Origin of the sequence: Novosphingobium sp. ERN07 (genome assembly GCF_012641335.1) — a bacterium.
GTDB lineage: Bacteria > Pseudomonadota > Alphaproteobacteria > Sphingomonadales > Sphingomonadaceae > Novosphingobium.
In genome coordinates this window covers 43,075-64,160 of the sequence record NZ_JABAID010000007.1, presented here as the reverse complement: position 1 = coordinate 64,160, position 21,086 = coordinate 43,075, and the positions used below count along the sequence as shown (strand labels likewise).

General features: G+C 63.0%; 18 protein-coding genes. 11 read left to right on the top strand and 7 right to left on the bottom strand.

The window, feature by feature from the left end:
* The first annotated feature begins 147 nt into the window (after positions 1 to 147).
* The gene (locus tag HGI47_RS11385) at positions 148 to 1,473 is read left to right on the top strand and encodes a sensor histidine kinase KdpD (RefSeq protein WP_206066141.1); all 1,326 of its coding nucleotides are present in this window, start codon (positions 148 to 150) and stop codon (positions 1,471 to 1,473) included.
* Between the two features lie 2 nt (positions 1,474 to 1,475).
* On the opposite strand, the gene HGI47_RS11380 is transcribed toward HGI47_RS11385, so the two are convergent.
* From HGI47_RS11380 to rph, 4 genes are all read right to left on the bottom strand, one after another.
* The gene (locus HGI47_RS11380; protein ID WP_168852894.1) at positions 1,476 to 2,369 is read right to left on the bottom strand and encodes a tyrosine recombinase XerC; all 894 of its coding nucleotides are present in this window, start codon (positions 2,367 to 2,369) and stop codon (positions 1,476 to 1,478) included.
* The gene (gene hemW / locus HGI47_RS11375) at positions 2,366 to 3,517 is read right to left on the bottom strand and encodes a radical SAM family heme chaperone HemW (protein WP_168852893.1); all 1,152 of its coding nucleotides are present in this window, start codon (positions 3,515 to 3,517) and stop codon (positions 2,366 to 2,368) included. Before hemW ends, HGI47_RS11380 begins: the two co-directional genes overlap by 4 nt.
* A gap of 9 nt (positions 3,518 to 3,526) precedes the next feature.
* Positions 3,527 to 4,153: an RdgB/HAM1 family non-canonical purine NTP pyrophosphatase gene (gene rdgB / locus HGI47_RS11370; RefSeq protein WP_168852892.1), complete on the bottom strand. Its 627-nt coding sequence runs from the start codon at positions 4,151 to 4,153 to the stop codon at positions 3,527 to 3,529.
* A gap of 187 nt (positions 4,154 to 4,340) precedes the next feature.
* Positions 4,341 to 5,057 carry a ribonuclease PH gene (gene rph / locus HGI47_RS11365; RefSeq protein WP_168852891.1) on the bottom strand — a complete coding sequence of 239 codons (717 nt, stop codon included), beginning with the start codon at positions 5,055 to 5,057 and terminating at the stop codon, positions 4,341 to 4,343.
* A 78-nt stretch (positions 5,058 to 5,135) separates the two neighbouring features.
* On the opposite strand from rph, the gene hrcA reads away from it, so the two are divergent.
* The 3 genes from hrcA (at position 5,136) to HGI47_RS11350 (ending at position 7,225) form a co-directional block, all read left to right on the top strand.
* Positions 5,136 to 6,200 (top strand): heat-inducible transcriptional repressor HrcA, encoded by a 1,065-nt coding sequence (gene hrcA, locus HGI47_RS11360; protein WP_168852890.1) that lies wholly within the window; start codon positions 5,136 to 5,138, stop codon positions 6,198 to 6,200.
* A complete protein-coding gene (gene grpE, locus HGI47_RS11355; protein ID WP_168852889.1) occupies positions 6,197 to 6,757 on the top strand; it encodes a nucleotide exchange factor GrpE in 561 nt (186 codons plus the stop codon). The genes hrcA and grpE overlap by 4 nt, the downstream gene beginning before the upstream one ends.
* Positions 6,758 to 6,964: 207 nt before the next feature.
* Positions 6,965 to 7,225, top strand: a complete 261-nt coding sequence (locus tag HGI47_RS11350) for a glycine zipper domain-containing protein (protein WP_168852888.1) — start codon at positions 6,965 to 6,967, stop codon at positions 7,223 to 7,225.
* Here the strand turns inward: HGI47_RS11350 and HGI47_RS11345 are convergent, their stop codons facing one another.
* Together HGI47_RS11345 and HGI47_RS11340 are read right to left on the bottom strand one after the other, a co-directional pair.
* Positions 7,226 to 7,720: a vgr related protein gene (locus tag HGI47_RS11345; RefSeq protein WP_370521694.1), complete on the bottom strand. Its 495-nt coding sequence runs from the start codon at positions 7,718 to 7,720 to the stop codon at positions 7,226 to 7,228.
* Positions 7,717 to 8,283, bottom strand: a complete 567-nt coding sequence (locus HGI47_RS11340) for a copper chaperone PCu(A)C (protein WP_168852887.1) — start codon at positions 8,281 to 8,283, stop codon at positions 7,717 to 7,719. Before HGI47_RS11340 ends, HGI47_RS11345 begins: the two co-directional genes overlap by 4 nt.
* Before the next feature lie 167 nt (positions 8,284 to 8,450).
* Here HGI47_RS11340 and dnaK point away from each other — a divergent pair, with 167 nt between their 5' ends.
* Both dnaK and dnaJ read left to right on the top strand, forming a co-directional pair.
* Complete coding sequence (gene dnaK, locus HGI47_RS11335; RefSeq protein WP_168852886.1) at positions 8,451 to 10,358, top strand: molecular chaperone DnaK; 1,908 nt, start codon at positions 8,451 to 8,453, stop codon at positions 10,356 to 10,358.
* Positions 10,359 to 10,428: 70 nt separating this feature from the next.
* Positions 10,429 to 11,562: a molecular chaperone DnaJ gene (gene dnaJ / locus HGI47_RS11330; RefSeq protein ID WP_168852885.1), complete on the top strand. Its 1,134-nt coding sequence runs from the start codon at positions 10,429 to 10,431 to the stop codon at positions 11,560 to 11,562.
* 75 nt (positions 11,563 to 11,637) lie between these two features.
* Here the strand turns inward: dnaJ and HGI47_RS11325 are convergent, their stop codons facing one another.
* Positions 11,638 to 13,950 (bottom strand): patatin-like protein, encoded by a 2,313-nt coding sequence (locus tag HGI47_RS11325; RefSeq protein WP_168852884.1) that lies wholly within the window; start codon positions 13,948 to 13,950, stop codon positions 11,638 to 11,640.
* Between the two features lie 125 nt (positions 13,951 to 14,075).
* Between HGI47_RS11325 and HGI47_RS11320 the strand changes: the two genes are divergently transcribed.
* The 5 genes from HGI47_RS11320 to HGI47_RS11300 all read left to right on the top strand — a co-directional run bounded on the left by HGI47_RS11320 (position 14,076) and on the right by HGI47_RS11300 (position 21,049).
* Entirely contained in the window at positions 14,076 to 14,348 is a 273-nt protein-coding gene (locus HGI47_RS11320) for a hypothetical protein (RefSeq protein ID WP_168852883.1), read from the top strand.
* A 203-nt stretch (positions 14,349 to 14,551) separates the two neighbouring features.
* Entirely contained in the window at positions 14,552 to 15,937 is a 1,386-nt protein-coding gene (locus HGI47_RS11315; protein WP_168853018.1) for a TIGR03013 family XrtA/PEP-CTERM system glycosyltransferase, read from the top strand.
* A 9-nt stretch (positions 15,938 to 15,946) separates the two neighbouring features.
* Positions 15,947 to 18,097, top strand: coding sequence for an XrtA/PEP-CTERM system histidine kinase PrsK (gene prsK / locus HGI47_RS11310; protein WP_168852882.1), 2,151 nt, complete (start codon positions 15,947 to 15,949; stop codon positions 18,095 to 18,097).
* Positions 18,097 to 19,485 (top strand): PEP-CTERM-box response regulator transcription factor, encoded by a 1,389-nt coding sequence (gene prsR / locus HGI47_RS11305; protein ID WP_168852881.1) that lies wholly within the window; start codon positions 18,097 to 18,099, stop codon positions 19,483 to 19,485. The genes prsK and prsR overlap by 1 nt, the downstream gene beginning before the upstream one ends.
* A gap of 28 nt (positions 19,486 to 19,513) precedes the next feature.
* Entirely contained in the window at positions 19,514 to 21,049 is a 1,536-nt protein-coding gene (locus HGI47_RS11300) for a tetratricopeptide repeat protein (protein ID WP_168852880.1), read from the top strand.
* Positions 21,050 to 21,086: the final 37 nt, after the last annotated feature.

Sequence of the window (21,086 nt, the reverse complement as noted above, 5' to 3'; positions counted from 1 at the left end):
GACTTGCGCTTGCGCAGCAAGCGCTAGTCGCAGCGGGGTGGGCTACTTCCGAACCTCTCCGGCATCGGACCACCCGTGGCCAGCCAAAGACCTGAACCTGCCCAACCGCCGCAGCCAGCGCCGCACACCGGCTCTCTGGCGCGGCGCATGTTGCTTATCGCGGCGGGGTGGATCACCGTGCTGCTGCTCGGCGGTGGGCTGGCGCTCGACCAGACGCTGACCAGCCTGATCACGCGCAATTTCGATGAACAGCTTGAATATATGCTCACCGCGATGGTCGCCTCGGCAGAGGTCGATCCCGATGGCGAGATCTATTTCAATCGCCCCCTGGGCGATCAGCGCTTTCTCGAACCCAACAGCGGGCTTTACTGGCAGATTTCGGGGCAGGGGCACGATGATTTCCCCTCGCGCTCGCTGTGGGACCGCACATTGCGGACCACGCTCGATCAGAACCACGTCGAACCCTATATCGATGATAGCGACCAGTTCGAAGGTGAACGGCTGCGCATCATCAAGCGCTCGGTAATCCTGCCCGGCAGCAACACCTTGTGGGAATTTCAGGTCGCCGCCAGCCGGGGCGAGATCGACGCGCAGATCCGGCGCATCCGCTCGATCCTGATCTGGTCGTTCCTTGCGCTCGGCCTTGGCCTTGTCGGCATGGCGGGCCTGCAAACCGTCTACGGCCTCGGCCCCTTGCGCCGCGTGCGTCAGGCGATTGCGCGAATGCGGGAAGGGGAGGCCAGCCGCGTCACCGATCCCTTGCCGCTGGAAGTGCAGCCGCTGGTGACCGAACTCAATGCCCTGCTCGAACATTCCGAACGGCAGGCCGAAGAAGCGCGCACCCATGCGGGCAACCTCGCCCACGCGCTGAAGACCCCGCTCACCGTTGTGATGAACGCCGCAACGGCCAAGGCCGACGATCTCGCCGATACCGTGATCCGCGAAGCCGCCGTCATGCGCCGTCAGGTCGATCACCACCTCGCCCGCGCCCGTGCGGTGGGCCGCCGCGCGGTCGGCCTGTCACGCGCGCAAGTTTGGGAAAGCGCGCAGGCGGTGGAGCGCGCGGTCGTGCGACTCTATCCGCAGGTGCGCTTTGACATGGACGGAAACCACAGCGCAGAAGTTTCGATAGAGCGGCAGGACCTGGACGAAATCCTCGGCAATCTGATTGAAAACGCGGCCAAATACGGCGGCGGATCGGTGTTCATCACGATCGATGCCGCACCCACTGACGCCAAGTTCTGCGAAATCTGGGTCGAGGACGATGGCATGGGCATCCCCGAAGAAGCCCGCATCCGCATCTTCGATCGCGGCGCGCGGCTGGACACCGGCAAACCCGGCACCGGCCTCGGCCTAGCCATCGTGCGCGATGTGGCCGAGATTTACGGCGGCAGCGTGGAACTGAAGGAAAGCGAGGACTTGGGCGGATTACTGTCAGTCCTGCGGCTGCCGAGGTCGGTCAGCGCAAAGTAACATCAGGCGCGCGGGTGCGCGTTGCGGTAAACGTCCAGCAGTGTCGCCGCATCCACTTGCGTGTAGATCTGCGTGGACGACAGGCTGGCGTGCCCCAGCAGCTCCTGCAAACTGCGCAAATCCGCGCCCGCGCCCAGCAGATGTGTGGCGAAGGAGTGGCGCAGCGCGTGGGGCGTGGCGGTGGCAGGCAGGCCCAGCACGGTCCGAGCCCGCGCCACGGCGCGCTGCACCATCCCTTGCGCCAGCGGTCCGCCTTTTGCGCCGCGAAACAAGGGCTTGGCCTTCTCCAGCGGCCACGGACACTGCCGCACATAATCGTCCACGCCTTCCCGCACGATGGGCAGCAGCGGCACCACGCGCTGCCGCCCGCCCTTGCCGGTAATCACCACACTTTCGCCCAGCGGTAGGGCCGAGGCGGGCAGGGCCAGCGCTTCGGCAATGCGCATTCCGGCACCGTAAAGCAGCAGCAGGACTGCCCGGTCCCGCGCGGCGATCCACGGCACGCTGGCATCATCCGCCACGGTTTCTGCAAGGTTTACAGCATCATCCGGCGTAACCGGGCGCGGCAGGCCCTTCTTCACGCGCGGACCGCGCAGGCGCGGGCGGCTGGCATCGGGGTCGCCCGCCTGCTCCTTGGCAAAGGCGATGAAGGTTTTCAGCGCCGAAAGTTCCCGCGCCGCCGAAACATTCCCCAGCCCCTCGGCCCGCCGCTCGGCAAGGTGCGTGCGCAAGGTTGCCGCGTCGATCCGCGCCACACGTTCCCAATCCAAATCGCCGTCCAGCGCATGGAGCAGGCGGGCGGCGGTGGCGGCATAGGCGCGGACGGTGTGCGGGGAGCGGCGGCGCGAAAGGGTGAGGTGGGCGTTCCACGCTTCGAGAATTTCCGCCGCCGTCATGCGCTCACCAGTTGGTGCGAAACGATGTCGCCCAGCAGCGCTTCAAGCAGCGGTGCGCCCTTCTCGGTGACGGTTAGGTGCATCTTGGTGCACTTCAGAAACCCCATTGTTGCGAGCCGTTCGCAGGCCTTCTGGTCGATCATATCGTCCACATTCAGGCCGAAACGGGCGGCAAGAGCAGGGGGCGAAATCCCCTCGGTCAGCCGCAAACCCATCAGCAAAGCTTCAGTCGCCTGTTCGTGGATCGGCAGCAGACGCTCTTCACTAATACCATGATTTTGTTCAGAAACAGCGCGAAGAAAGTTCTCCGGCTTTTTGTGCCGAACCGTCGCCGCACCCAGCCTGCGCCCATGCGCGCCGGGGCCGATGCCGACGTAATCCTGATAGCGCCAGTAGGTCAGGTTGTGCCGGCTCTCCTCGCCGGGGCGGGCATGATTGCTGGTCTCATAGGCAGGCAGGCCAGCAGCGGCAGTCATTTCGCGGGTGAGGGCGAAGAGGTCCGCGCCCGCATCATCGTCAAGCGGAGTCAACTTACCCTCGCGGACCAGGGTGGCGAAGCGCGTGCCGGGTTCGATGGTGAGTTGGTAGAGCGACAGGTGCCCGGTTCCAAAACCTAAAGCGCGGTTGAGTTCGGCTTCCCAAGCCTCTGGCGACTGTTCAGGGCGGGCGTAGATCAGATCGAAGCTGACGCGCGCGTAAGTTTTCTGTGCAAGCTCCAGCGCGGCAAGGCTTTCACTGACGTCATGGAGGCGGCCAAGGAATTTCAAGGTCTTGTCGTCAAGCGCTTGCAGACCGAGCGACACGCGGTTGATCCCGGCAGAAGCCAGCGCGGTGAAATTGGCCGCCTCAACCGAACTTGGGTTGGCCTCCAGCGTGATCTCGATCCCCGGCGCAAAGCCCCACAGTGCTTCCGCTTCACGCAGCAAGGTTTCCACCAGCGCGGGCGGCATCAGCGAGGGCGTGCCGCCGCCGAAGAAGATCGAGGTGAGGGGGCGGCCCGAGGTCAACCGCGCTTCATGGCGCATGTCGGCCAGCAGTGCAGCTTGCCAAGCCGAGATGTCGGTCCGCGCACGCACATGGCTGTTGAAGTCGCAATAGGGGCACTTTGCGAGGCAGAACGGCCAGTGGATGTAGAGGGCGAGCGCCATGCGCCAGCCTTAGGCGGAAAACTGGTCCGCTACCAGCTTGGCAAAGGCATCTGCGCGATGGCTGATGGCGTGTTTTTCTGCCGGGTCGAGTTCCGCAAAGGTGCGGGTATCGCCTACCGGCACGAAGACCGGATCATAGCCGAACCCGAGTGTGCCGCGCGGGGGCCAAGTGAGTGTGCCGGGGGCGCGGCCTTGGTAGACGGCGTGGGTGCCATCGGGCCATGCGATGGCTAGAACGCAGGCGAAGTGGCAGTTTCGCGGAGTGTCCGGACCTAGTTCGGCCAGTTTGCCTTCGACTTTGCCCATTGCCATGTACCAGTCACGGCGCGGGCCGCCTTCGAACGTGTCCGCCTCGGCCCAGTCAGCGGTGTAGACGCCGGGGGCGCCGCCGAGCGCATCGACACAGAGGCCGGAATCGTCGGCCAGCGCCGGGATTTGTGCGGCTTGCGCGGCGGCTTGGGCCTTGATCAGTGCGTTTTCGATGAAGGTCGTGCCTGTTTCCGCAGGCTCAGGCAGGCCTAGCGCGCCCGCCGACAGGCATTCGATGCCGTAGGGGGCGAGTAGGGCCTGAATTTCCTTGAGCTTTCCGGCGTTGTGCGTGGCGATGACCAGCTTGCCGGTGGAGAGGCGGGGCATGTTTGATCCTTTGCCTACCCATTTTCGTCATTCCCGCGAAGGCGGGAATCCAGTCGGGCGTGGTGTTTGCTGGATTCCCGCCTTCGCGGGAATGACGAAGTGAAAGGTAATGACGGTCGTGTTTGGTTGAGGGAGGCCCGCGCTTTCGCGGGGGCGCGATTCCTTCAAATTTTGCGGTCCACCAAACTCAGCCGCGAACGGCCTTTTCCTGCGCGGCGAAGATTTCGTTGCAGCCGATGCGGGCGAGGCGCAGCAGGCGCAGGAGGCCTTCTTCGTCGTAGGTCGCGCCTTCTGCCGTTGCTTGCGCTTCGGCAATCCTGCCGCCTTCGATCAGCACGAAGTTGGCGTCGGCGTCAGCCGAGGAATCCTCAATGTAGTCGAGGTCCAGCACCGGCTGGCCATTGACGATGCCGCAGGAAATGGCGGCGACCTTTTCGGTCAGCGGGTCTTCCTTGATCGCGCCAGAATCGAGCAGCTTCTGCACGGCGAGGCGCAGGGCGACCCATGCGCCGGAGATCGAGGCGGTGCGGGTGCCGCCATCGGCCTGAATTACGTCGCAGTCCAAAGTGATCTGGCGTTCGCCCAGCTTCTTGAGATCGGTGACGGCGCGCAGTGAGCGACCGATCAGGCGCTGGATTTCCTGCGTGCGGCCCGATTGCTTGCCCTTGGCCGCTTCACGGCTGCCGCGCGTGTGCGTGGCGCGGGGGAGCATGGAGTATTCCGCAGTGACCCAGCCTTCGCCCTTGCCGCGCAGGAACGGGGGCACGCGCTCTTCCACCGAGGCGGTGACCAGAACCTTGGTATCGCCAAAGCAGATCAGCACCGAGCCTTCGGCATGCTTGGTAAAGGCGGTTTCGATGACGATTGGGCGCATTTCATCGGGCGCACGGCCGGCAGGTCTCATGGAATTTCCCTCGCAAGTTTGCATGGCCTCTGGCGCATTGCCCTTGAGCCTGCAAGAGCGATGCGTAGATTGATGAATATGACTGGCCCAACTCTGACCGACCTCACCAACCGCGCGCGGGAGATTTTCCGCCTCGTGGTCGAGGGGTATATTGCCAATGGGCAGCCGGTGGGATCGAAGACTCTGGCGGGGCCGGGGGGAGTGAATCTTTCGCCCGCATCGATCCGTTCGGTCCTTCAAGAATTGCAGGACGCTGGATTGCTGGCCGCGCCGCACACCAGCGCGGGGCGAATGCCGACCGAGGTTGGGCTTCGGTTGTTCGTCGATGGCATCATGCAGGTGGCCGAGCCTTCTGCAGCAGACCGGGCGCAGATCGAGCGCGGGCTTTCGCACGGAGGCACGATCGAGAATGCCTTGGCGGCGGCAAGTTCGGCGCTGTCGGAGCTTTCGGCGGGCGCCGCGGTGGTCATGGTGCCCAAGCGCGAACCGCGATTGATGCAGATTTCGTTCGTGCCGCTATCGCCGGTGCGGGCGCTGGCCGTGCTGGTCAGCGAAGACGGCGGGGTTGAGAATCGGGTTATCGATTTGCCCGAACCGGTGGGCGCAGGCGCGCTGGAGCAGGCGGCAAATTACCTGACGAGCAGACTCTATGGCCGCACTTTGGGCGAAGCGGCGAACGTGGTGCGGGCCGAGATCGCGGGCGGACGTTCTGCGCTGGATGCGGCGAGTGCCGATCTGGTGCAGCGCGGGTTGGTAGTGTGGACGCAGGATGCCGCAGCGCGCCCGATCATGGTGGTGCGCGGGCAGGCCAATCTGCTGGATGAAGCGGCGCTGAGCGATATCGAACGGGTGCGTCAGTTATTGGATGAGCTGGAAAGCGCCGAGGCAATCGCTCGGGTGCTGGATGCCGCGCGCGAGGCGCAGGCGACGCGCATATTCATCGGCAGCGAAAATCGGCTGTTTTCGCTTTCGGGTTCAAGCGTTATTGCGTCGCCCTGGCGCGATGGCGAAGGGCGCGTGGTTGGCGTGGTGGGGGTTATCGGCCCCACGCGGTTGAATTATGCGCGCGTCGTCCCCATCGTGGACTACACCGCCCAGACCTTGGGCAAATTCATCGGACAAGACGGGTTTTCGAGAAAATGAGCGATAACGACACGCGCCCCACCGCCGCCGAAATCGAAGCGGAACTGAAGGGGGTGCCCGAAGACATGATCGACCAGCCTTCCGAGAACGATGAACTTGCCGCGCTGCGCGAGCAGGTGGAAACGGCCAAGCAGGACGTGCTCTATGCCAAGGCCGAGACGCAGAACGTGCGCCGCCGCATGGAAAAGGACATTGCCGACGCCCGCGCCTATGCCGCGACCGGCTTTGCCCGCGATATCCTGTCGGTGGCCGACAATCTTTCGCGCGCGCTGGAGACGATTCCGGCAGACCTGCGCGAGGACGACAAGTTCAAGAACCTTGTTGCCGGGCTTGAGGCCACGGGGCGCGAAATCGAAAAGGTGTTCGGCAATCACGGCATCACACGCATCGCCGCAATGGGCTTGCCGCTTGACCCGCACCAGCATCAGGCGATGATCGAAATGCCCTCTGCCGATGCAGAGCCGGGCACAGTGATTTCGGAACTGCAGGCAGGGTACATGATCAAGGACCGCCTGTTGCGGCCCGCTATGGTGGCGGTGGCGAAGAAGCCGGATTGATCGAAGTCCAAAAGCTGTGCGCCTCCGCGAAAGCGGGGGACACAGTCGCTTGACGCTGACGAATCTTAACAACACCGAGGCCCCGCCGTCGCGGGGGCGCAGGTGCTTTTAAGGCAGGGCTTGCTTTGATGCGACGAGCGGTTCGTCGCGATTTCAGGAACTTGCGGGTAGGCAAAGCGTCACCTCCGTGAACAACGGAGATTCCTCATGCGCAAGATCATCATTGCATCGCTTATCATGGGTTCAGCGGTCACGCTGGGCGGCTGCGCCCGCAATTACACCGGCGAAGGCGCGGCGCTGGGCGCTGCGGTTGGCGCGGGTATCGGTGCTGCGACGGGCGGCGATATTGCAACTGGGGCGGCCATTGGTGGTGCCGTGGGTGCGGCAGGCGGTTCGCAAATCCGCAAGCGTGATGACCGCTGCTACCGCGTGGACAATCGCGGGCGCGAATACGAAGTTCGCTGCTGATCAGCGGCTTTTGAAAGGCACAAGCGCTTTGAGCGCGGCAAGTGGCGGGGCTTCCGGGGACGGATGGCCCCGCTTTGCGATGAACAAGTGCCGAACCAGTTCAGCCTGCTGTTCTATGCCGTAGCGGGTGAACGGGCGCCCTTCGACGAACGTATAGCTGTAGCGGCAGAACGGGTGGCGCATCAGGGGGAGCCACCATTTTCCGCGTTGCTGGGTCTGCCAGACGTGGACCATTTCGTGAATGAACAGGCCCTGCGCGCTCAAGGATGCGCAGGCGAAATCTTCGCACCAGTGCGGGCTGCCGGGGGCGAAGTGGATGTGACCCATTGGGGCCATCACCGTGCCGGTCGGTTGGAACGGGAACCATCGGCGGCGGCGCAGGCGTACGGGATCTAGGTCAATCGCGGTGCCGAAGACTTCGGTCACCAGTGCGCGTTCGCCGCCGGTGAGAGGGCGCTCGCCGCCGATGGGGCAGGGAGCGCCGGGGTGAATCACATTTCGCTCATGTCGTGACCCGAATGGTCCATGCCGCTGTGGTCGGTGCTATGGTCCATCTCGCCGCTCATGCCGCCACCGATGGCTTCGATTTTCGCAGGCGCGCTCACCTTGTCGCCATTGTCGAGCGTGAGCGTGATTTCGGTGGTGCCGCCAGCTTTCAGCGTATCGGCTACGTCGAACAGCATGACGTGAAGGCCGCCAGCCTTGAACTGGACAGACTTGCCGGATTCGATGGGCACGGCTTTGACCGGCTGCATCTTTGAAACGCCACCTTCGATCACGCTTTCGTGCAGTTCGGCGCGTTCCACGCCTTCGACATAGGTGGCGGCGATCGTGCGCGGTGCGCCGCTGCCCTGCGAAACGGTGAAGTAGGCGACGCCGGGACGCCCAGGCGCGGCGGGCAGGCGGACCACGGCGTCGGTGACGTTAACGCCCGGTGCGTTTTGCGGCGCGGAATCAATAGTGGCGGCAGGGGTGGGCGAGGCTTCTTCGGCAGGCTGTCCGCAACCGGAAAGCGAAAGAGCGAGCACGGAAAGTCCGGCGAGAACGAGCTGACGCATGGAAAGCGACTCCTGAGGAAGCAATGGCGCATCAGGTAAGCCGAAGGGGGCCTTGTGCCAAGCGGAAGCGCACCTATATCGCGCTCAATCGAGCCGCAATCGGCGCTCTGCCCGGCAGGGGGATCGCTTCCCACGCGGTGTCTTGAATGGAAGGAACTGGGGAACTCATGGCTAAAGTTATCGGCATCGACCTTGGCACGACCAATAGCTGCGTTGCGGTTATGGACGGGGGTACGCCCAAGGTTATTGAAAACTCGGAAGGTGCGCGCACCACGCCGTCGATCGTCGCGTTCACCAAGGATGGCGAACGTCTGATCGGCCAGCCGGCCAAGCGCCAGGCGGTGACGAACCCCGACAACACGATTTTCGCGGTGAAGCGCCTGATTGGCCGCCGCTTTGACGATCCGCTGACCCAGAAGGACACGGAACTCGTCCCCTACACCATCACCAAGGGCAAGAACGGCGATGCCTGGGTCAAGGCGGGTGGGCAGGACTACAGCCCCTCGCAGATCAGCGCCTTCACGCTTCAGAAGATGAAGGAAACTGCCGAGGCTTATCTTGGCGAAACCGTGACGCAGGCGGTGATCACCGTTCCGGCATACTTCAATGACGCGCAGCGCCAGGCGACCAAGGACGCCGGGCAGATTGCGGGCCTTGAAGTGCTGCGCATCATCAACGAGCCGACTGCGGCTGCGCTGGCCTATGGCCTCGACAAGAACGACGGCAAGACGATCGCGGTTTATGACCTTGGCGGCGGCACGTTCGACATCTCGGTGCTGGAAATCGGCGATGGCGTGTTCGAGGTGAAGTCGACCAATGGCGATACGTTCCTTGGCGGTGAAGACTTCGACACGGTTGTGGTCGAATATCTGGCCGACAAGTTCAAAGCCAAGGAAAACATGGACCTGCGCGGCGACAAGCTGGCCCTGCAGCGCCTGAAGGAAGCGGCGGAAAAGGCGAAGATCGAACTGTCTTCGGCCCAGACCACCGAAATCAACCTGCCGTTCATCACGGCGCGCATGGAAGGTGGTAGCACCACCCCGCTGCATCTGGTTGAAACCATCACGCGCGCCGACCTGGAAAAGCTGGTCGCCGGCCTGATCCAGCGCACGCTCGATCCTTGCAAGAAGGCGCTGGCCGACGCTGGCGTGTCTGCCAAGGACATTGATGAAGTCGTGCTGGTCGGCGGGATGACCCGTATGCCCAAGGTCCGCGACGTGGTGAAGGACTTCTTCGGCAAGGAACCGCACACCGGTGTGAACCCCGATGAAGTCGTGGCGATGGGCGCGGCCATTCAGGCAGGCGTGCTTCAGGGCGACGTCAAGGACGTGCTGCTGCTCGACGTGACCCCGCTTTCGCTGGGTATCGAAACGCTGGGCGGCATCATGACCAAGATGATCGACCGCAACACCACGATCCCGACCAAGAAGAGCCAGGTCTATTCGACGGCTGAAGACAATCAGCAGGCGGTGACGATCCGGGTCTTCCAGGGTGAGCGCGAAATGGCGCAGGACAACAAGCTCCTCGGCCAGTTCGACCTTGTCGGCATTCCGCCTGCACGCCGTGGCGTTCCGCAGATCGAGGTGACGTTCGACATCGACGCCAACGGCATCGTCAACGTTTCGGCCAAGGACAAGGGCACCGGCAAGGAGCAGCAGATCCGCATTCAGGCATCTGGTGGTCTTTCGGATGCCGACATCGACCAGATGGTCCGCGATGCCGAGAAGTTTGCCGACGAGGACAAGAAGCGCCGTGCCGAGGCGGAAGCCAAGAACAACGCTGAAAGCCTCATCCATGCGACCGAGCGCCAGCTTGAAGAGAACGGCGACAAGATCGACGCTTCGCTGAAGGCTGAGATCGAAGCTGCCATCGCTGAAGCCAAGACGGCTGTCGAAAGCGGCAACGCGGACGAAATGACCGCGAAGACGCAAGGCTTGACCGACAAGGCTATGAAGATGGGCCAGGCGATCTATGAGAAGGAGCAGGCTGCTGCGGCTTCTCCGGGTGCAGAGGCTCCGAAAGCCGATGATGACGTGGTCGACGCCGAGTTTTCGGAAGTCGACGACAACAAGTGATGTTGCGATGAAACCGGCCCGCCGCTTGCGTAAATGCGCTGGCGGCGGGTCTTCGCGTTAGGGAAGCGCAATGTCGGCCGAGATCGATTTCTACGAACTGCTCGAAGTGGAGCGGACTGCGGACGATAAAGTCCTCAAGTCTGCATACCGCAAACTCGCCATGAAGTTCCACCCGGACAAAAATCCGGGCTGCTCTGACAGCGAGGCGAAGTTCAAGCAGATCAATGAAGCATATGCCTGCCTGTCAGACCCGCAAAAGCGCGCGGCTTATGATCGTTATGGCCACGCGGCGTTCCAGCAGGGCGGTGGCGGACAGGGCGGCGGCTTTGGCGGCGGCGGCGATTTTGGCGATATCGGCGATATCTTCGAAACGATTTTCGGTGGAGCCTTTGGCGGCGGCGGACGCCAGCAGGCCCGGCGTGGTGCGGACTTGCGCTATGACATGGAAATCAGTCTTGAAGACGCCTTCCACGGCAAGGACACCGAAATCGCGGTAGAGGTTTCGCAGAAGTGCGATCCCTGCGGTGGTTCGGGCGCAACGCCGGGCACGTCGGCGCGGCGCTGCAACTTGTGCGGCGGGCACGGCAAAGTGCGTGCGCAGCAGGGCTTCTTCATGGTGGAGCGGGCCTGCCCGAACTGCCACGGTCGGGGCGAAGTTATCGAAAGTCCTTGCAAGTCCTGCCGTGGCGAAGGCCGGGTGGATGCCGAACAGCGGTTGCAGGTGAATATTCCTGCGGGCGTGGACAATGGCACGCGCATCCGTCTTGCCGAAAAGGGCGAAGCAGGGCCGTTCGGCGCGCCTCCGGGCGACCTTTATCTGTTCCTGCACATCCAGCGTCACAAAGTGTTCGAACGCGAAGGCACCACGCTGCTTACGCGCTGCCCGATCAGCTTCACCACGGCGGCGCTGGGTGGCGAGATCGAGATTCCGGGGCTGGACGGCAAAGTTCATGCCATCGAGATTCCGGCCGGCATCCAGTCGGGCAAGCAGTTGCGCAAGCGCGGCGCGGGTATGCCAGTGCTGCAAGGGCGCGGGGTCGGTGATCTGGTGGTGGAAATCCATGTAGAGACGCCGACGAAACTTTCTGCCCGCCAAAAGGAAATCCTGCGCGAGTTTCAGGCGACCGAAACCGGCGAGGAGTGCCCGCAATCCAAGGGCTTCTTCGAGCGCATCAAGGATGCGTGGACGGATCTGACGGAATAAGACGTCCTACATTCCGCCGTAGTGCGCTCCCGCGAAGGCTGGGGCGCAAGGTTTTTTGGTTTCGGCTGGCGGACGCTATCCGGCAAAAGCCGCCACAACCTCTGCTTTCACGCGGTCGACAAGGCCCGGCTCCGCCATCAGCTGCCCCTGTTCTTCCTCAAGTATCGCCAGAAACGCATCGCGTTTGAACGCGGCGATCACTTCGGCGCCGAGTGGTTCCTCCACGGTCGAGCAAATCAGGTCTATCGTCCGCTCCGCGCCGTGCAGGCGGCCCCAGAGGTAATCGTTTTCGCGATAGGCGCGGCTGAAGAATGCACCGAAATTGAAGAATTCCACCCCGCGCAGGCAGGCAAACGTGCCGCCCTTGCGGATAGATGTGGCGTCATCGGGCGAGATGCGATCAACCTTTACCGGGTCAAATTCGCCCATGCCATCGCCCTGCAGCAGCGGCAGCGTGGCGATATCGTAGAACGGAAAGCCGAGATAGGCATGGAGGAAGCGGCGACGCAGCGGCTTGTCCATGCTCTCCAGTGCGGCAACAAGCAGGCCGTCCACTTGCAGATCGAGCGTGATGAGATCGCGCCGGGCAGCGATGGCATTGAGCACTGCCCCCGGATCAATAGTGGCAAGCGCTGCGGTTTCGGCAAAGCCGGGGCCAAGGCCTTCGGCGGTTTCGCGCCCCTGATACAGCGCCTGCGCGCGATAGACCGCATCGCGTGCCACTTCGCGTGAAGCAGGATCGACCACTTCGCCCGCGTCCCAATCGTGCGTTAGGCGACGGGCCAGCAATTTCAGGCGGCGGATGCGGAAGGAAAGGTCATGCGTGCGGAAAAACGTGATCGCTTCGACGGTCGCTCCGCCGCGCAAGGCGGAAAGCCGGTCCAGCCCGTGAACGGCAAGGTGTTGCCACAGTGCGGCTTCGACATCGCCTTCGCTGGCGGCGTGCGGTGCGGCCTGGTGGATCAGGCAGGCAAGATCCGCGACAATGCCTGAAAGCTTCGTTTGCGCATAGCCGTGAAAGGCAAATCCTGCACGTTCGGCTGCGGCCTGCTGCGCCTTGTTGCGCCATGTGGTGAGGCGGCGCTGGTTGGGCCAGTCGAAGAATAGCGTGCGCCCGAACAGTGCCTCAACCGTATCCTCGATCTCTGGCCGTAGGGCATCGACGATGGCGCGTAGCCGCGCGCGTTGGCGGGATTGCCGCTCAAGCGACTCAAGGTTGTCGCGAATCGGCTGTTCGCGCGGAATGGATGAAAGTGAGCCGAATATGGCTGCAAAGAAGCCCACGGTGCGCCCGCCTTTGGGGGCAATGCGCATGTGATCCGGGCTGGGATCGATGTACACAAAACGGCGATCCACCTCGCGTCGGGCAGGGCGATCACGCAGTACGTCTATCGCTTGCGCGAAGGGACGATTGACCAGCACGGCGCCATCGACCAGCGCTACGCTTTCCGCCGTGCCGCGCCGGGCGTGGGTGGGCATGATGCGTTCGATGAAACTCTGCCGGGTGGGCCAGCTATTGCCGCGTTCGGCCACCAGCTTGTCGATCTCGTCAAGCGCCAGTGGCGGGAAGGCACCGGGGAAGCTGGCGGTTGAGCGGGCGGCAAGAACCAGTTCGGGGCAAGGAGCAAGATCACGGTCTGAGCCGCGCGTTGTGGTGCGGCGAAAGCCGATGGACAGGCGATGTTCGCTCTCTACCACCACTTCCGGGCTATTCAGACGCAGTTCTTCAAGATGGCCGTTGAAATCGGTGGCAGTGACGAGAAGGTCCATAGGATGGCCTTCGGGCAGCAGCGGATCACCCATCGGCGTATGGGCCATTGCATCGAGTGCATCGGCAATCATCCGCGAAAAGCCGATGCCGCTGAATGGCGGTGCGAACCAGCGCGCACGGATTAGGCGAGAAACCTTGCGGCGCACTTCCGAGCGGGTTTCCCGCGCCACGGTGCTGCTTACGACATTGCCGGGGCGCTTCAGGACGAACCACACCAGCGGCTGCGCCCAGAACTTGGCAAAGCTGCTCCACGGTTTGGCATCGGGATCGAGCAGCACATCGATATCGGCGCGTTCAAGCCACATCGCGGTTAGCGGTTCAAGACTTTGGCCCGTGGCAATGGCCTGCGCCAGAAAGACCCCGTTGATACCGCCTGCGCTCGCGCCGGAGATGATGTCGGGCAGCAAACGCAGGCGCAGATCGCGGGTGAGGGCGATTTCCTCCAGCAAGTGAAGGTAGACGGCCTCAACACCCTGCGGGACGGGGCCTTCGGGACAGTGGAAAGCACGGCTGGCGCGGGTGGCGCGCCACAGTTCCTTGGTGACGCCGTGCATGTACACGGCAAGGCTGATGCCGCCATAGCACACGAGCGCAATACGCAGTTCTTTCTGCCGCATTACCGCAACCTGCCACGCGAATGCCCAAGGGGCCAGAGGCTTCGCAGCCGATCAGGAACATTGCGGATGGAACGGCGCATTCGCTTGGGCGTTAGGCGGTCAATGTAATTCGCAAGGAGTTGGACATGGTTGAGCAACGAGTGGTCGAAGTTCGCGAACCGGACGGGCAGACTCACACGCACACCACGGTTTACGAGGAACGCCGAAGCGGTGGCGGCAGTGGCTGGGCGATTGCAATGATCCTGCTGGTGGCATTGCTGATTGGCGGATACTTTGTGATGCAGATGTCCAACAGCCAAGCCAGCCGTGACAATGCCATCGAACGCGCGGCAGACAATGTGGGTAGTGCGGCCAAGAACGTTGGCGATGCCGCCAAGGACATTGCCAACGGCAACTGACCCTGAAGGCAGCAACGCAAATCCTGTAAACTCCACCGACATTTCAATTTTATAGGTGGAGTTTTATCTATAAATTTCAGTATTTTATATGATATCGATCTCGGCGGGGTCAGTGTCAGGGTAACCGACGCTTTACTGTTTGGTCTGTAAAGATGCCCGCAAGGGGGCAATTCGCGCCCGGAAGGGTGACGAGCGCCAGCCAGATGATCCGCCTGTTCAAACACTACATCCCGCATTCGGTCCTGCTTCTGGGCCTGCTGGACTTCGTGCTGCTGATCGGCGCGGGAGAGCTTAGCTGGCAAGTGCGCGCGCACCAGATTGGCATGGACCCCGGCGCGGTGCCGCTGCGCACGACGCCGCTCTTGCTGTTTGCCGGTATGGTGCAGGTCGCGATGATTGCGGTGGGCGTCTATGGATCTGACGCGCTGCGATCGATGCGCTATGCCACAGCGCGGCTGCTGGTAGCCGTCAGTCTTGGCATCATTGCGCTTTCGGTGGTCTATTTTCTGCTGCCGGGGCGCACGCTGTGGCGATCCAATCTGCTTTACGCGATGTTCTTCGGCATGGGTTTCCTTGTGTTGATCCGCTTGTTGCTGGGCGGTCTGCTGGGAACGTCGGCATTCCGGCGGCGCGTGCTGGTGCTGGGCGCGGGGGCGCGGGCGGACCGTTTGCGCAAGCTGGGCGAACGGCCTGAATCCGGTTTCGCTATCGTCGGCTATGTCGGCATGAGCAGCGCCGCGCCGGTGGTGGAAGAAGCGATCCACCGCGATGCGATCAACAACCTGACGCGCTATGTCGATAACCTTGGCGTGAGCGAAGTGGTGCTTGCGCTGGAAGAGCGCCGCAATGCGCTACCTTTGAAAGACCTGTTGCGGATCAAGACCACGGGCGTCCACGTCAACGATTTCTCGACTTTCATGGAGCGCGAGACGGGGCGTGTCGATCTGGATACGGTCAACCCCAGTTGGTTGATTTTCTCGGACGGTTTTTCGTCAGGGCGGGCGCTTTCCAGCGCGGCCAAGCGCATTTTCGATATTACCGCCAGCCTGCTGTTGCTGACGCTGACGCTGCCGGTGATCGTACTGTTCGCGGCTCTGGTGAAGATCGACAGCAAGGGGCCTGCGTTTTACCGCCAGCGCCGCGTGGGGCTGTTCGGGCAGGCGTTTGATGTGATCAAGCTGCGGTCGATGCGCACCGACGCCGAAGTGGCCGGCGCTCAGTTCGCGCAGGAGAACGACCCGCGCGTAACCCGCATCGGGCGCTTCATCCGCAAGGTGCGGATCGATGAATTGCCGCAGACGTGGAGTGTGCTGAAGGGCGAAATGAGCTTCGTCGGCCCGCGCCCCGAACGGCCAGAGTTTGTCGCGGAACTGGAAGAGCAACTGCCCTATTACGCCGAGCGGCACATGGTGAAGCCGGGGATTACCGGCTGGGCGCAGATCAACTATCCCTATGGAGCGTCGCTCGACGATTCTCGGCACAAGCTGGAATACGATCTCTATTACGCCAAGAATTATACACCCTTCCTGGACCTTCTGATCCTTCTGCAGACGCTGCGCGTCGTGCTGTGGTCGGAAGGGGCGAGGTAAGGCGGGACGATGCTCAACCCCTTGACCTGGGCTGGCTTCGGGCAGTGGGCATTCGCTGCATCGGCGTTTGCGTTTCTGCTGCTTGTCGGCTGGCGCTGGGACAGGCGCAGGCGCGCGCATGAACGGTCAGGCCTTGCCGAGATCGCGGCATTTGCACTGACTGCTTTGTGGGCACTGGTGGTGGCGGGGATCGGCACGGATACCCCCTTGGGGCAACTGTTCGAATCGTTCCGTAGTCTGGGCTGGCTGGGCCTCGCCTTTGCGCTGTTCACGCGCGATGGGCGGGATGCCAGTGTCGCGCCGATCCGGCCGATGATGGCGGCGCTGTTGTTCGTGGAGCTGTTGCAGCCGCTCCTGTTCATGATGACGCTGCGCGATGGCACGAATGCTACCGCGCTAGGGATGATCTTCCACATTTCGGTGCTGTTCCGCCTGCTGGTGGCAACCGGCGCGCTGGTGCTGGTGCATAACCTCTATGCAGGCGCGATGGCGCAGCAGCGCGCCGCCTTGCGCTGGACCTGCGCGGCGATGGCGATGGTCTGGGGCTACGACCTCAATCTCTATACCATCGCCTATCTGGCGCGCGCGATGCCCCCGGAACTGGCGGCGCTGCGCGGACTGGCGCTGATGGCAGCGGCGGCCTTGCTGGTGATCGGCGCAGTGCGCGGACGGTCTGCGCTGCGGTTTTCACCTTCGCGCGCAGTGGCATTCCAATCGCTGTCGCTATTGGTGATCGGTGCCTACATGCTCGTGATGGTCGGTGCGGCGCAATCGCTGGCGTGGCTGGGCGGCAATTCCAGCCAGTTGGCAGAACTGGGCTTTGTCTTCGTTAGTTGCGTGCTGGTCGTGGCGATCATGCCGTCGAGCCGGGTGCGCGGCTGGTTGAAGGTCATGCTGGCCAAGCACTTTTTCCAGCATCGCTATGACTACCGCGCCGAATGGCTGCGCTTCACCCGCACCATTGGCCGCGCCGGAGCGCAGACCCCGCCGCTGCACGAACGTGTTGTGCAGGCTCTGGCGGATATCACCGACAGTTCCACCGGCCTGCTGCTCGTCCCGGCGGAAAGCGGCGAACTGGTGCTTGCCTCACGCTGGCAGTGGCCGACGGCTGACGTTCCTGCCGAAGCGCTGGCGGCGGATCATGTCGCGTTCTTCGAGAAGCACAATTTCATCGTCGACCTCGACGAGGTGCGCGCGGGGATCGATTTTCAGGGCGAACGCGCGATTGTGCCGGAATGGCTGTGCGAGGAGCATGGCGCGTGGGCGCTGGTACCGTTGCTGCACTTTGATCGGCTGGTGGGTCTGGTCGTGCTGGGGCGGCCGCCGGTGGCGCGCAAGCTGGACTGGGAGGACTTTGACCTGCTGCGCGTGGTGGGGATGCAGCTTGCCAGTTATCTTGCTGAAAATGCAGGGCAATCTGCGTTGCTGGAAGCAAGCCGCTTTGACGAGTTCAACCGGCGCATGGCGTTCGTGATGCATGACATCAAGAATCTTGCCAGCCAGCTCAGCCTGCTATCGCGCAATGCCGAAAAGCACGCCGAGAACCCTGCATTCCGGGCGGACATGCTGATCACGCTGCGCAATTCGGCGGACAAGCTGAATGGCCTTCTAGCCCGCCTTTCGCGCTATGGCGGAAGCGGTGGTGAGCGGGTGGACGATGTGGACGCGGGCGACGTGATCCGCGCCGTGGCTGAGCGTTACAACGCGCCGGGATCGCTGCGCGTGCATCTGGTGCATCAGGGCGCGTGCCGTGTGCTGGCCAATCGCGAGGCGCTGGAGCAGGTCTTGCTGCATCTGGTGCAGAACGCCATCGATGCCAGCCCGGAAGGGATGGCGGTGTTTTTGCAGTGCCATGTCGATGGCATCAACGGCTGCATCGAAGTGGTCGATACCGGCTGCGGGATGAGCGCGGACTTCATGCGCAATCGTCTGTTCAAACCGTTCGTTTCGACCAAGCCGGGCGGCTTTGGCATTGGCGCATTCGAAGCGCGCGAGATGGTGCGGGCGATGCGTGGTAAATTGGAAGTGGAAAGCCGCGAAGGCCTTGGCAGCCGGTTCGCCGTGCGTCTGCCACTGGCGGCGGCGCAACCTCTGATCGAATCCATCAAGGGTGATGGCGAGCCTTCGGGCGGCGGCACCCGTGGCAAGAAGGTAGCATGATGAGTGATTCCCAGCCCTCCAAGCGGCCCGGCCAGCGCCCGGTGCTGCTGATCGTCGAGGACGATCCGGGCCTGCAGGCGCAGCTCAAGTGGTCGTATGAGGACTTTGACGTGTTTATCGCGGGCGACCGCGCGACCGCGCTGACCCTGCTGCGGTCGGAAGAACCTTCGGTCGTCACGCTCGACCTTGGCCTGCCGCCTGATCCTGATGGCACGACCGAGGGTTTTGCCGTGCTGGACGAGATCATGGCACTGCGGCCGGAGACGAAAGTCATCGTTGCCAGCGGGCACGGTGCGCGCGAATCCGCGCTGAAGGCCATCGAGAAGGGCGCTTACGATTTCTACCAGAAACCGGTGGACATCGATGCGCTCGGCCTGATCGTGCGGCGTGCGCTGCACCTTTCGCGGATCGAGGCGGAGAACCGCAATCTTGCCACCCGCGCGACATCGGACAACAAGGTTCTGGGCCGGATGATCACCGCCGCGCCCGAGATGATCAAGGTGGCCCGCACTATCGAGCGCGTGGCAAATACCAACGTATCGGTGATGCTGTTGGGCGCAAGCGGCACAGGCAAGGAACTGCTGGCAAAGGGCCTGCATGATGCTTCGGGCCGGGCCAGCGGATCGTTCATTGCGATCAACTGCGCGGCAATCCCGGAAAACCTGCTGGAAAGCGAGCTGTTCGGGCATGAAAAGGGCGCGTTCACCGGCGCGGTGAAGACCACCGAAGGCAAGATCGAACTGGCCAGCGGAGGCACGCTGTTCCTTGACGAAGTGGGCGATATTCCGCTGCAGTTGCAGGTAAAGCTGCTGCGGTTTTTGCAGGAGCGCACGATCGAACGTATCGGTGGGCGTAAGTCCATTGAAGTCGATACGCGCATCGTCTGCGCCACGCACCAGAACCTTGAGGCGATGATCGCCGACGGGCGGTTTCGCGAAGATCTGTTCTACCGTCTGGCCGAAATCGTGGTGCGCATTCCGGGGCTGGCCGAACGTCCCGGCGATGCCACGCTGCTCGCCAAGACGTTTCTGATGCGCTTTGCCAAGGAAATGAACCCGCAGGTGAAGGGGCTGGCACCCGACGCGCTGGCGGCAATCGATGGCTGGAACTGGCCGGGCAACGTGCGCGAGCTTGAAAACCGCATGAAGCGTGCGGTGATCATGGCCGATGGCAAGCTGGTGACGGCAGCCGATCTTGATCTGCCGGGAAGCGGCGGGGAGGATGCATCGCCGCTCAACCTGAAAACGGCGCGTGAGGCAACCGACCGCAAGATTATCCGCCATGCGCTTGCCCGCAGCGAGGGCAACATTTCCAGCACCGCGCGCCTGCTCGGCATCAGCCGTCCGACGTTGTATGACCTGCTCAAGCAGTACGATCTCCAGAGCTAGGGCCTTTGCAGCGGTCTGCGCTGTCCTCGTGCTGGCCGCAGGGCCGGTGCGGGGCGACGCGCCACCAGATGCACTCGTCAAGGCCCGCGCGGCACTGGCCAAGGGCGATGGCATCGCCGCCGAAGTGCCGCTGCGGCTGGCGTTGCAACGCGGACTGGATGCGGATGTCGCGCGCGCCGAACTGGGCGAGGCTCTGCTGCTCCAAGGTAACCGGCGCGAGGCGCGCGAGGTGTTGTATGGCGGGGATTTTACGCCGGAAAGCGCGGCGCGGGGCTGGCAGATGCGTGGGCGGCTGGAAATGGCCGAAGGCCGCCTGCCCGAAGCGGGCCAAGCCTTTGACCAATCCTTTCGGCTCAACCGGAACGATGCTTCGTTGTGGACCGATATCGGTCGATTGCGCTTTATCGGCGGCGAACACGCACAAGCCATCGAAGCGGCGGAGCGCGCGGTAAGGCTGGCACCGAAAGACCCGCGTGCGCTGGAACTGCGCGGGCTGTTGATCCGCGAACAATTTGGCCTGCAATCTGCGCTGCCGTGGTTCGAAGCGGGCTTGCGCATTGCGCCCAACGATCCGGGATTGCTGGGCGAATATGCAGCGACGCTGGGCGATCTGGGGCAGTATCGCGCCATGCTGATCGTTTGTCGCAAGCTGGTGAAGGTCGATCCGGGCAATGTGCGTGCGCTCTATCTGCAAGCCGTGCTGGCGGCGCGTGCGGGGCAGACTACACTGGCGCGCAAGATCCTGTTGCAGGCAGGTGGCGCGCTGCGGGATATGCCCGCCGCGATCATGCTGAACGGTATTCTGGAATACCGCGCAGGGAACACCAATCTTGCCGTCGAGCATTTCGACCGGCTGGTGCGCTTGCAGCCCGATAATTTGCAGGCACGCATGATGCTGGTGCGCGCACTGCGCAGCCGCAAGCTGGATGCGCAAGCCGTGCAGGCGGCAGGGGGGTGGCCCAATCTCGAACTGGCGCCGCCCTATCTTTTGCAACTGACGGGCGAAGCCTTGAAAGCGCAAGGACGCAAGGCAGAAGCGGCCGCAATGTTCGAGCGGGCAGAAGAAGATGGGCAGAAACCATCGGCGTTTCTTCCCGCCGGGCAACCGCTGGGTGTGTTGGCCATAGGCTATACCGACGCGCCCAATCTGGCGAGCAATGCCGTGCCCTATATCCGTGGTCTGATCGAGGCCGGCGACGATGGGCAGGCAATTGCCGTGGCCGACCGGTTGAAACTGGCCAATCCGGGGGCTGCCGAAGCGTGGTTGCTGGCGGGCGATGCGCGGCTGATCGCCAATGATGCGCTGGGTGCGCTGGACCAGTATGGCCGCGCGGCGCTGATCCGCTTCAACCTGCCGACTTTGCAACGCATCGATCATGCCATGCGCCTGCTGGGCCGGGATGCTGATGCCAATGCGGTGGCTGCGCGTTATCTGCGGCAGAACCCTGGAAGCCCGCAGGCTTTGAAGCTCTTGTCGAACGGACGCGCGGCGGTGGGTAACATGGCCGGAGTCGAGCGGATCGAAGTAGTGCTAGTGGCGCGCGGGCTTCGCAATCCGTCATAGTTTTGCGCTCGACAGCGTTTGATCCCGCTATTACTCC